This is a genomic window from Candidatus Accumulibacter vicinus (assembly GCF_000584955.1).
Taxonomy (GTDB): Bacteria; Pseudomonadota; Gammaproteobacteria; order Burkholderiales; family Rhodocyclaceae; genus Accumulibacter; species Accumulibacter vicinus.
Map to the genome: position 1 here is coordinate 34,069 of NZ_JDSS02000037.1, position 11,988 is coordinate 46,056.

Consider the following 11,988-nt stretch of genomic DNA (forward strand, 5'->3'; position numbering starts at 1 on the left):
CCTGGCCGCCGACGGCTGCCACGTGATCGTACACGCCCACCGCGGCCGCGCGCAGGCCGAGGCGGTCGTCAGCGAAATCGTCGCCGGCGGCGGCAGCGCCGAAGCGGTCGTTTTCGACATCACCGAGCGCGAGCCTACGGCGACGGTGCTGGCGGACCTCCTCGCCGCCGGCCCGATCCAGATCCTGGTCAACAACGCCGGCATCCATGCCGACGCGGTCTTTCCCGGCATGTCCGGCGAACAATGGGACCGCGTCATCGATGTCTGCCTGAACGGCTTCTTCAACGTCACCCGGCCGCTGATCCTGCCGATGATCCGTACGCGCTGGGGGCGGGTCGTCAACGTCTCGTCGGTCGCGGCGATCACCGGCAACCGTGGCCAGGTCAACTACTCGGCGGCGAAGGCTGCGCTGCAGGCCGCGAGCAAGTCGCTGGCGCTGGAAGTGGCCAGCCGTGGCATCACGGTCAATGCCGTGGCGCCGGGGATCATCGCCACCGGCATGGCCGACGGCGCTTTCGACGCCGAAACGATCAGGACACTGGTGCCGATGCAGCGCGCCGGCAAGCCCGAGGAAGTCGCCGATCTCGTCGGCTTCCTGGTTTCGGATCAGGCCGCCTACATCTCGGGCCAGGTGATCTCGATCAACGGCGCGCTGATCTAGAAGAGCATCGGACGGTCATGGGATGGTGCAGCGTAAACGCCCACTCGCGCTGCCCATGAGTAGTTTCGCTCCCCGCTGTCTATCCATCGACCTGGAAGTCGGGCTGCGCGATGGGCGGATTCACCGCTTTGCCGCCGTTCGTGGTGACCAGCCGGAGATGTCGCTGCGTTTCCGGCAGGGCCATCTGCTGGCCGCGCTGGAGCAACTCGACGCGCTCGCCGCAGGCGCCAGCTTCCTGCTCGGCCATAACCTGATCGCTTTCGACCTGCCGCATCTGGTCGCCACCAAGCCCGATCTGCGGCTGCTGCAGTTGCCGGTGGTCGACACGCTGTGGCTGAACCCGCTGGCCTTCCCGCGCAACCCCTACCACCATCTGGTCAAGCATTATCAGGACGGGCAACTGCAGCGCGGACGCCTGAACGATCCGCTGCTCGACGCGCAACTGACGCTCGAGGTCTTCCGCGACCAGCAAACGGCGCTGGCCGAAGCGTCGCCGAGCCTGGCCCTCGCCTGGCACTGGCTGACGACCGTGCAGAGCACGAAGTCGACGAAGTCGGGGCTGGACCGCTTCTTCATGGCTTTGCGCCACAAGGCCCGCCCGAGCGATGGCGAAGCGCTCGCCGCCATTCGCCAGCAACTCGCCGGACACGTCTGCGCGACGCAGCTCGGCGAGGTTGTGGCCGATGCCGCCCACCAGGGCTGGGCGCTGGCCTACGCACTGGCCTGGCTGTCGGTGGCCGGCGGCAACTCGGTGATGCCACCATGGGTGTGCCATCAGTTTCCGCAGGCCGGCATGCTGATCAGGCGCTTGCGCGACACCGCCTGCACCGACCCGGCCTGCCAGTGGTGCAGGGAACGGCACGATGCCCGCAAAGAACTCGTGCGCTGGTTCGGCTTCGCCGAGTTTCGTCCGGAGCCGGCCGACGAAGCGGGCCAGCCTCTGCAGCAGAGCATCGTCGAAGCCGCGATGCGCGGCGAACACGTCCTCGGGATTCTGCCGACGGGAACCGGAAAGTCGCTGTGTTACCAGATCCCCGCGCTCTCGCGCTTCGACAAGACCGGTGCGCTGACCGTCGTCATCTCGCCGCTGGTGGCCCTGATGGCCGATCAGGTGTCCGGGCTGGAGGCCCGCAACATCAGGAGCTGTGCCGCACTCAACGGGCTGCTGTCGATGCCCGAGCGCGCCGACGTGCTCGATCGCCTGCGCCTCGGCGACATCGGCATTCTCATCGTTTCCCCCGAGCAACTGCGCAACCGCACGCTGCGCAAAGTGCTGGCGCAACGCGAAATCGGCGCCTGGGTCCTCGACGAGGCGCACTGCCTTTCCAAATGGGGGCAGGATTTCCGCCCGGATTATCGCTATGTCGGGCGCTTCATCCGCGAAAAGGCCGGCAATCAGGCGATCCCGCCCGTCCTCTGCCTGACCGCCACCGCCAAACCCGCTGTGGTGGTCGACATCCTGGATCATTTCAGGGACAAGCTCGGCATCGAGCTGCGCTGCTTCAACGGCGGCGCCAGTCGTGCCAACCTCGATTTCTGCGTCGTCCCGACCAGCCCGGCCGAAAAGTTCTCGCACATCCACCAGATCCTGGAAACCGATCTGCCGCCCGAGCTGTCCGGCGGCGCCATCGTCTATTGCGCGACACGCCAGCAGACCGAGGAAGTCTCCCGCTTTCTGCAGCAGAAAGGCTGGGCGGCCGACCACTTTCACGCCCGGCTGCCGCCGGAAACGAAGAAGAGCACGCAAAAGGCATTCATCGAAGGCGACCTGCGCGTCATCGTCGCCACCAATGCCTTCGGCATGGGGATCGACAAACCCGATGTGCGTCTGGTCATCCACGCCGATATTCCCGGTTCGCTGGAGAACTATCTGCAGGAAGCGGGCCGCGCCGGCCGCGACCGTCAGTCGGCACGCTGCGTTCTCCTCTACACGGTCGAGGATGTCGAGCGGCAGTTCGGCATGTCGGCGCGCTCGCGGCTGTCGCGCAAGGAAATCCAGGCCATCCTGCACTCGCTGCGCAATCTCGACCGCAAGAAACGCAGGGGTGGCGGCAAGGAGGGAGACCTGATCGCCACCGCCGGCGAAATCCTCGCCGAGGACGAAGACGGCGCTTTCGAGCGTGATTCGGCCACCGACGACACGCGCGTGCGCACCGCCGTGTCGTGGCTCGAAGAAGCCGCGCTGCTGACGCGCGAGGAAAACCGGGTACAGGTCTTCCCGTCCTCGCTGCGCGTCGCCTCGCTCGACGAAGCGCGCAAGAAGATCGAGAAAAGGGTCATCGCGCCGGAGTATCGGAAAGGGCTGCTGGCGATTGTCGGCGCACTGATCGGCGCGCCGGTCGATGAAGGCATCTCGACCGACGAACTGATGCTCGTCTCCGGGCTTTCCGCCGAGAAAGTCCGCGCCGCGTTCTACGACCTCGAGGCGCTGGGACTGGCCAGCAACGATACGGCGCTGACCGCCTACCTCCACGTCGGCGTCGAGAGCTCGTCGAAGAAGCGCTTCGCGCAGGCCGCCGCACTCGAATCGGCGTTGATCGGCCTGCTGCGCGAGCAGCATCCGGACCTGGGCCGTGGCGAATCGTCGATCCTCCATCTGCGCCACGCCAACCAGCACCTGAAGGATGCCGGCCACGCCGACGCCCTGCCCGAGCGCCTGCGCCAACTGCTGAGCAGCCTTGCCGCCGACGGCCGCGACGAGGAAGGCGGCCAGGGCAGCCTGAAGCTGCGGCGGGTCGATGTCGAATCGCTGGGCATCGAACTGCAACGCGAATGGTCGGCCGTGGAAGCCACCGCCCGGCGCCGGCGAGCCGCTGCCGGCTGCCTGCTCGACCACCTGCTCGACTGTCTGCCTGCCGGCGCCCGCGGCAACGATCAACTGGCCGAAACGACGCTGGGCAAACTGCTGGCCGCGCTGGAAGCCGATCTGCTGCTCAAGGCAGAAAGGACGATCACGCCCAAGCTGCTCGACCGTGCGCTGCTGTGGCTGCACGAGCAGGAAATCATCCGCCTCAACAAGGGACTGGCCGTCTTCCGGCCGGCGATGACGATTCGCCTGGAGCCGGACTGGAAGCGGAAGTTCATGCCGGGGGATTTCGCGCCACTCAAGCTGCACTATGACGAACAGGTGGTACAGATTCACGTCATGGCCGAGTACGTACAGCGCGGACTCAAGGCCATGGCCGAGGCGCTGCACCTGACGATGGACTACTTCAGCCTGCAACGCGACGAGTTCATGCGCCGCTGGCTGCCCGATCGCGACAAGGAACTGACGCGCCAGACGACGCCGCAGTCGTGGCACGACATCGTCGAGGTGCTGAACAACCGGCGACAGCGCGAGATCGTCACCGACGAGCGCGAAAGCACCAACGTTCTCGTCCTTGCCGGCCCCGGCTCCGGCAAGACGCGGGTGCTGGTGCATCGCATCGCCTACCTGATTCGCGTCCGCCGCGAGAACCCGCACGGCATCCTGGCCCTCGCCTACAACCGCCACGCCGCAGTGCAGATTCGCCAGCGCCTCGGCGAACTGATCGGCGACGATGCCCGCGGCGTGGCCGTACTCACCCTGCACGCACTGGCCATGCGCCTGGTCGGCGCCAGTCTGGCCACGCAGAGCGGAGGGACGAACGGTGACTGGTTCAAGGAGATCATCGAACAGGCGGTCAGGCTGCTCAAGGGCAAGGACCTGCCGCCCGAGGAAGCGGACCTGCAGCGCGAACGCCTGCTGGCCGGCTTCCGCTGGATTCTGGTTGACGAATATCAGGATATCGCGCCCGAACAATACGAACTGATTTCGGCGCTGGCCGGCCGCACCCGGCCCGATGAGGACGGCCGCATCAACCTCTTCGCCGTCGGCGACGACGACCAGAACATCTACGCCTTCAATGGCGCTTCGGTCGCGTTCATCCGTCGCTTCGAGGCCGACTATGCCGCCAGGCCGTCTTTCCTGACCGACAACTATCGCTCGACGGCCAACATCATCGAAGCCGCCAACCGGCTGATCGCCCCGGCGGCAAACCGCATGAAGCAGGCGCACCCGATCCGCATCGATGCGGCGCGCAAGGGCCAGGCCGCCGGCGGCGAATGGGCCGGCATCGACCCGGTCGGCCAGGGGCGCGTGCAGATCCTGCCGACCGGCGACAACGATCGGACGCAGGCCCTGGCCGTGATCACGGAATTCGAGCGCCTGGCAAATCTGGCGCCGGCGTGGGACTGGACGCGCTGCGCGATCATTGCCCGCAACTGGCGCTCACTCGACCCGGTGCGCAGCTATTGCGAACTGCGGGGCATTCCGGTGCAGCAGGCCGACGAAGACAGCAACGGCTTCTGGAGTCTGCGCGAAACGCAGACGATGGTCGGCTGGTTGCGGACGCGCGATAGTGCGCTGATCGACGTACCAACGATCCGCCAGTGGCTGGCGATGCAGCCCGCGAAGCCGCCTGCCGAGCACTGGTGGAGCTATCTGCGCGAAGCGGTAGCCGAGTATGCGCTCGATGCCGGCGACGGAGAACTGCCGTTCGACCACTTCCTCGACTGGTTGGCCGAGTGGGGCCGGGAAGCGCGCCGTCGGCAGACCGGCCTGCTGCTGCTGACCGCGCACCGGGCCAAGGGTCTCGAATTCGATCACGTCGCGGTCCTCGATGGCGACTGGCTGCGGAGCGGCGCCAACGAGGATGCGGACGCCACGCGCCGCCTGTACTACGTGGCCATGACACGTGCCCGCAAGACGCTGGCGCTGGCGCGCTTCGCTCGCGGCCAGGCCTGGCTCGACGTGCTGGCGGGAGGGCCGGCGGACTCTTCGTCTCACTCCTCGTCCGACTCGCCGGCCTTCCTGCGTCGCCTCGCGACGCCGCTGCCAGCGCCGCCGCCCGAACTGGCGCGTCGCCATCGGCGACTGGGCTGGCGGCAGATCGACCTCGACTTTGCCGCGCGCCATCCCCCCGGCCACGCCATTCACCGGGCGCTTGCCACACTCGCGGTAGACAGCTGGATCGCGCTTCGCCAGACATCGGCCGGCGCCTGGCGACTGTGTGATGCGCAAGGGGTCGACGTCGGCGCCCTGTCGCAGCACTTCGAACCGGAAACCGACATGCACTGCATCGAAGCCCGCGTCGCCGCCATCCACGTGCGCCGACCGAGGGACGTGGCGGAGGCATACAAGTCGCGGATCAACGCGCAGTTTGAATCCTGGGAGATGGTGGTTCCCGAGCTGGTGTACGCGCCGGGTGCTTGACGCTCCAGCCACGCGTAGAGGCTCGTCGTAGGCCCTGAGCTGCGAAGAATTGCTTTGGTGGCGAACGCCGGGGACGAATCTACCCCTATCGCAACTCGTACCAGACGCCCCTGCCGGCGCCGTGCTGACCCAGGTGGCCTTGCTCCACCAGCGCCCGGAAATGCTGCTTGAGCGTGTTGCGATTGGTCTGCAACAACCATCCGTTCCCGATCGAACCACTCGGTGTCCATGATCGCGCCCGCCAGGATCATCACGAACAACATCACCGCCCACCCGTGAGGGTGGTTATCTGCCCGCCTTTCTTGCCTCAGCCAGTCGGTCATAGACCTGGCTACCCAGCCATTTTGAGACGAGTTCTTGCATCTCCGGCTTGCCCATGTAATCGGAGAACAGGTCCTCGTTCAGTTCCATCCGCTCAATGAACAGGGACTCGAGCACCTGCCGGAACACCAGCTGGAACTTGTCGAGGGAGTTGACCTCCGCCGCCTTCTGCAGTGATTCGTTCAGGCTCGCTGCTTCAGCGATCTGATCGAAAAACAACTGGTCCGCCTCGTTCAACTCGCCGCCGAAGCGCTGGTTGATGAAATCGATCAGGCGAGACAGCGAAACGAGCTCTTCGCGTACCATGCCCGACCCCACCTCGCACGGGCCGTCCAGCGGTTTGGCATAGCCCTCGCTGAGGCTGATCGAGCCTTCACTGATCTTCTGCAAGCGATAGTAGTCGAGCTCAACCTCCTCGTCGAACTGGTAACCCGGCCCGCTCTTGCGCTTGGGCAGCTTCAACGCGAGGTGCCGCAGGTACGTGAACAGCTTTTCCAGATCGCTGTCCTGGTAGGGGATCACCTGGCTCAGAAAGCCGTAAAGATTGCGGAAGGCCTGCAGCTTGCCGCGCCACAGCTCGGCCTCCTCTTCTTCGGTGTTCTGCAACTGCACGAAGCGCGCGACCGCCTGATCAAGAATCGCGTTCATCGTCTTGTGGTCGCCGGGACTCTGGCGGCGCTTCGGGGCGAAGAACACCCGCACCAGTTCGGCCACTTCCGTCTGCAGGTAGATCCCCGAGGCATCGAGCTCGGCCTTGACCGCGTAAAGCTTGTCGGGATCGACCTGCTCGCCCATCACGGAGCCTTCGTAGTATTGACGGAAAGCGTCCTGGATCTCGCCGGGCTCATTGACGAAATCGAGCACGAAAGTGTCGTCCTTGAGCGGATGGGTACGGTTCAAGCGCGACAGCGTCTGCACGGCCTGAATACCCGCCAGGCGCTTGTCCACATACATCGTGTGCAGCAGCGGCTGATCGAAGCCGGTCTGGTACTTCTCGGCCACCAGCAGCACGCGGAAGTCCGGCTTGGCGAAGGCGTCGGGCAGTTCCTTCTCCTTGAGGCCGCGATTCATCTCGACCTCCGTGTACGACTTCTCCGGGATCTTGTCGTCTTCCACCGTACCGGAGAACGCCACCAGACTCTTGATCGGGTAGCCCTTCTCCTGGATGTAGCGGTCGAACTCCTGCTTGTAGCGGACGGCCTCCAGCCGCGAGCCGGTCACCACCATCGCCTTGGCATGCCCGCCGATCTTGTGCCGGGTAAAGTGCTGAAAGTGCTCGACCATCACCTCGCTCTTCTGGCCGATGTTGTGTGGGTGCAGGCGCATGAAGCGGGCCAACGCCTTGGCGGCCTTCTTGCGCTCGACGTTGGGGTCGTCCTCGGCCTTCTTGATCAGCTTGTAGTAGGTCTTGTAGGTGACGTAATTCTTCAGCACGTCCTCGATGAAGCCTTCCTCGATCGCCTGGCGCATGGTGTAGCGGTGGAAGGGTTGGCCATTGCGGCCGAAGATCGCCAGCGTCTTGTGTTTGGGCGTCGCGGTGAAGGCGAAAAAGCTCATGTTCGGCTGATGGCCGCGCTTGGCCATGGAGCGGAACAGGCGCTCGAGTTCGAGCTCGCCCTCCTCCTCGGCCATTTCCCACGCCTTGCGGCGCAGCTCCGCGCCGCCCAGCACACCCTTGAGTTCCGTCGCCGTCTCGCCCGATTGCGAGCTGTGCGCCTCGTCGATGATCACCGCGTATTTGCGTGCGGGCAGATGGCTCTTGCCGCCTTCGCCGCGCTCCTCGCTCAGCCTGGCCAGCTGCCCGGACACGAACGGAAATTTCTGCAACGTGGTGATGATGATCGGCACGCCGGCTTCCAGCGCCTCGGCGAGCTGGCGCGAATCCTCGTCGATCTTCTGCACCACGCCCTGGCGATGGTCGAACTGGTAAATCGTGTTCTGCAACTGACGATCCAACACCACCCGGTCGGTAATGACCACCACGCTGTCGAAAACCCGCTCATCGCGTTCGTCGTGCAGGCTGGACAGGCGGTGCGCCAGCCAGGCAATCGTATTGCTCTTGCCGCTGCCTGCCGAGTGCTCAACCAGATAGTTGTGTCCCACACCTTCACTGGCAGCGGCTGTCACCACCTGGCGCACCGCCTGCAACTGGTGATAGCGCGGGAAGATCAGGCTTTCCTTGCGAATCTTCTTGCCGTCGTCCGTCGTCTTCTCTTGCACATCGAGATGCAGAAAGCGGGCGAGCAGGTCGAGCAAGCTGTCGCGTTGCAGGGCCTCTTCCCACACGTACGCCGTCTTGTAGTTGCGCGCATCAAAGTCGGGCGGGTTGCCGGCTCCGCCCTCCATGCCTCGGTTGAAGGGCAGAAAATGAGTGGATGAACCGGCCAGGCGCGTGGCCATGTGCGCCTCTTCGGTATCGACCGCGAAATGCACCAGCGTGCGTTTGGTGAACACGAAGATCGGTTCACGGGGGTCGCGGTCGTGGCGGTACTGGTGGATGGCATTCGCCGCCGTCTGTCCGCTCAAGGGATTCTTGAGCTCCAGTGTCACCACCGGGATGCCGTTGACCGACAACACCACATCCAGCGACTTCTCCGACTTCGGGCTGAAGTGCAATTGGCGGGTGAGCCCCAGCCGATTGGCCTGATAGCGCGCCTCCAGCTCCGGGTTCAGGCCGTGCGCCGGGCGAAAGAAGGCCATCCGCAAGGTCTTGCCGAAACACTTGAAACCGTGACGCAGCGTGGCCAGCGTGCCGTGGGTGTCCAGCCACTTGCACAGCGATTCCAGCACCCGCGTGCCGGTCTGCTCGCCGTGCAACGCCGTCAGCTTCTCCCACACCTTGGCTTGGGTGGCGCGGATGAAGTCCAGCGCTTCATCGGGGAAGATCGCCCGCTCGCGGTCAAAGCCCGTGCCATCGAGCGGCGTATAGCCCTCGCCAAGCAGGACCGACTCGATGGCGGTCTCAAAAGCGGCTTCGCTGGTGCGCTTCATGCTGGGTTCCGTGGTCGGTGGGGGTCCAGAAGGGTCAAAGCACTACCGCAGTCAGCGCGCCCTGGCCGGCACGACGGGCGCATCTTCACCCCGCACCATCGGCTTGCCGTTCTCCCAGGTGACGGCGTACTGACCCAGACGCCGCTTCTTCTCCAGAACATTCGCAACGGACTTGCGGAGCGCGTCCAGTTGCTTCTGGCCCTCCGGGGATGGGGTCGTGATTCGCTTGGCGTTCATCGTTCGGCCTTCTCAAGCAATAGCTGATAGTGGTCAGCGCACAGGATGTCGCGCTGGTCTCCGCACTGTTCGAAGACCAGCTCCGGATTTTCACCATCGTTCATGAAGCAGATGCAGCGGTCGACGCGCTGACTGAAGTCGTCCAGCAGGTGGCGCAGGCTGCGCGGGAAGCGCCGCTCGATATCCGCCTCCGGGATGGCGTGCCCACCGTGGGCCACCCGCTCGGCGACGCGCAGCTTTGACATCTCGGCGCTGGGCAGCGCCAGATAGATCAGGTCCACCCGCCAGCCGTCGCGGCGCAGCCGGTCGACCATGCGCAGATAGGTGCGTCCAGCCAGGGTGGTTTCGAACGCGAAGCTTTCACCGGCCACGATCCGGGTTTCCAGCTCCCGCAGGAAGAGGCGGCTGGCGGCCAGCAACTCCCGCTCCGGGGCAAGCGGCGCAAGCCCGGCGGCGATCAGGTCGGCGTTGATGAAGTGGGAGCAGCCCACCACCGTGGGCAGGTACTCCAGCGCAAAAGTGGTCTTGCCCGCGCCGTTGGGGCCAGCGATGATCCAGCAGGTGCGGGTCATCCGGTCATTTCCTCCAGCGGGATCTGGCCGGTGACGGCGGCGGTGATCAGGGCGGCGCGGCGTTCCTTGGGAGCACCAGCAAACCGCGTCGTCTTGCCGAAACCCTTGAAGCCGTGACCTGGCGTGGCCAGCGTGCCATGAACAACCAGCCACTTTCGCAGCCATTCCAGAACTCGCGCGCCGGTTGGCTTGCCGTGCAGCGATTCCAGTTTCTTCCACACCTCGGGCTGCATCGTGCGGATGAATGCCAAGGCCTCGTCCGGGAAGATTGCCCGCTCGCAGTCGAAGGCCCGTGCCTCGACCCGCGTGTATCCCTCGCCGAGTAATACCGCCTCGATGGCGGTCTCGAAAGCGGCTTCGCTGGTGCGCTTCATGCGGCGGCCCTCGCTTGCCTCTTTCGCAGCCAGTAAACGACGACCTGTGCGAACTCCGGCAATGCGCCAGGTTCGCTGCCATCCCATCTGGGCAGCTCACGCGATGGATCAACACGGCGCCCATCCTCCAGGCGCTGCTGGAACGCCGCGAGCACCGCCTTGCGATTGCTGACCAGGCGCGGCAGGTTCAGGTTGAGTACCGCATTGATGGCCTTGTCGATGTCGGCATCGTCCGCGCTGATCTTGCCGTCACCCAGAAACCGGATGTGCCGCTCGATGGGGTGAGCAGGGTCACACACGCTGAAGCACAGGTCGTTGTTGCCCTTGCGCGTATCGCAATGCTGCTCGCGCTCGGGACGGCCTTGCCCACCCAAGCAGGCGCCGAGCAGATTGTTGTAATCGAGCTGCCGCCCGGGGTGGTCGGCTTGGCATTGCCAGTGCTCGATCTTCATACCCTCGGGCGTGGCCCGGATGCGTGACTGGCAGTAGCAACACAGGCCGCGCTGCTCAGCCACCAACGCCTGCCGCAAGGCCGCTTTGTCGGCGTAGTTGTCATAGTCGGTATGCGGCTGCTGGCGATGCTGGGTCAAGGTGGCGGGCTCCGGCCCCTTCTGGATGGTCCGCATCTACTCGGCGCCCTCCAGAAAGCGGATCAGCGAACTGGCACGGGTCAACTCGGGCTCGTCTTCGCACAGCTTGTGTTCAAGGGCCGCAATGGCGGAGCGAGCCTCGTCAAACCGCTCCTGGTCTATCAGTTCGAAGAGGGTCTTCAGTTCACCGTCCACCTCCCGGTTGCGCACCGGGGCACCCATGAACTCCTGCAGGATGCGGTTGGCATCCATGCCATAGGCCTCTGTGGGCACGGTCACGCCCACCTTGCCATTCACGAATTCGAGGAAGCGCACGCAGCGCGCCGGCACCTCGCCCAGCACCAGTGGCGAATGGGTGGTCACAACGAACTGGCAGGCCTTGAAGATGTCGCGCAGGCGCTGCAAGACATCGCGCTGCCACTTGGGATGCAGGTGGAGTTCGATCTCGTCGATCAACACGAGTGCCACGCCGTCGGCGATAGGGTTGTCACTGTCCGAGTTGGCGATGGCCAAGCGCCGGGTGAGATCGAACATCAGGGCCAGCAGGCCGCGTTCGCCGTCGGAAAGCTGATGCAGGTAGAAGGGCTGGCCGCGCTTGTCCACCACGAAGCCGAGGCGCGGTTGCTCCTGAATGCGCAGGTTGCTGAACTCGGGCACCAGTTCGCCCACCACGGCGCGTAACGCGTCCAGCACCTTGAACCGGCGTGGCTCATTGGCAGCACCCAGCTTCTCCTGGGTGCGGAACCAGTGCATGAACTCGCGCAGTTCCACCTCGCGGTCATTCAGGGCGCGACCGTAGGCGATGGACGGGTCGAAGGGCTTGGCCTCTGGCAGGCTGCGCGGTTGGCCGGGCAACTGGCGCTTGGGCGAGAAATACACCGCCAGCGGCGGATGGGCCGCGCTCTTCAGGTTCGCCAGCGCGGCGCGGGTCTCCTTCATGCCCGCTTCCAGCTCACCGGTCAGCGTGCGGGCGCTCAATGCCTGGGCGAAATCGGTAGCGGCGGTGGCA

General features: G+C 65.1%; 8 protein-coding genes. 2 read left to right on the forward strand and 6 right to left on the reverse strand.

Annotated features, from left to right (window positions below):
• The first annotated feature begins 1 nt into the window (after nt 1).
• Nucleotides 2-661 (forward strand): 3-oxoacyl-ACP reductase FabG, encoded by a 660-nt coding sequence (gene fabG / locus CAPSK01_RS16005; RefSeq protein ID WP_273703843.1) that lies wholly within the window; start codon nt 2-4, stop codon nt 659-661.
• A gap of 55 nt (nt 662-716) precedes the next feature.
• Nucleotides 717-5,894 carry a RecQ family ATP-dependent DNA helicase gene (locus CAPSK01_RS16010; protein ID WP_034929423.1) on the forward strand — a complete coding sequence of 1,726 codons (5,178 nt, stop codon included), beginning with the start codon at nt 717-719 and terminating at the stop codon, nt 5,892-5,894.
• Between the two features lie 285 nt (nt 5,895-6,179).
• Here CAPSK01_RS16010 and CAPSK01_RS16015 read toward each other — a convergent pair whose 3' ends face one another.
• From CAPSK01_RS16015 to CAPSK01_RS16040, 6 genes are all read right to left on the reverse strand, one after another.
• Nucleotides 6,180-9,206, reverse strand: a complete 3,027-nt coding sequence (locus tag CAPSK01_RS16015; protein ID WP_034928945.1) for a type I restriction endonuclease — start codon at nt 9,204-9,206, stop codon at nt 6,180-6,182.
• A gap of 51 nt (nt 9,207-9,257) precedes the next feature.
• Nucleotides 9,258-9,443, reverse strand: coding sequence for a hypothetical protein (locus tag CAPSK01_RS16020; RefSeq protein WP_034928948.1), 186 nt, complete (start codon nt 9,441-9,443; stop codon nt 9,258-9,260).
• Nucleotides 9,440-10,015 (reverse strand): AAA family ATPase, encoded by a 576-nt coding sequence (locus tag CAPSK01_RS16025; protein ID WP_034928951.1) that lies wholly within the window; start codon nt 10,013-10,015, stop codon nt 9,440-9,442. The genes CAPSK01_RS16020 and CAPSK01_RS16025 overlap by 4 nt, the downstream gene beginning before the upstream one ends.
• The gene (locus tag CAPSK01_RS16030; RefSeq protein ID WP_034928954.1) at nt 10,012-10,389 is read right to left on the reverse strand and encodes a hypothetical protein; all 378 of its coding nucleotides are present in this window, start codon (nt 10,387-10,389) and stop codon (nt 10,012-10,014) included. Before CAPSK01_RS16030 ends, CAPSK01_RS16025 begins: the two co-directional genes overlap by 4 nt.
• Nucleotides 10,386-11,015 (reverse strand): retron system putative HNH endonuclease, encoded by a 630-nt coding sequence (locus CAPSK01_RS16035; RefSeq protein WP_034928957.1) that lies wholly within the window; start codon nt 11,013-11,015, stop codon nt 10,386-10,388. The genes CAPSK01_RS16030 and CAPSK01_RS16035 overlap by 4 nt, the downstream gene beginning before the upstream one ends.
• The coding region (locus tag CAPSK01_RS16040) for an AAA family ATPase (protein WP_273703844.1) at nt 11,016-11,988 on the reverse strand (973 nt) is incomplete at its 5' end. It lies immediately after the preceding gene.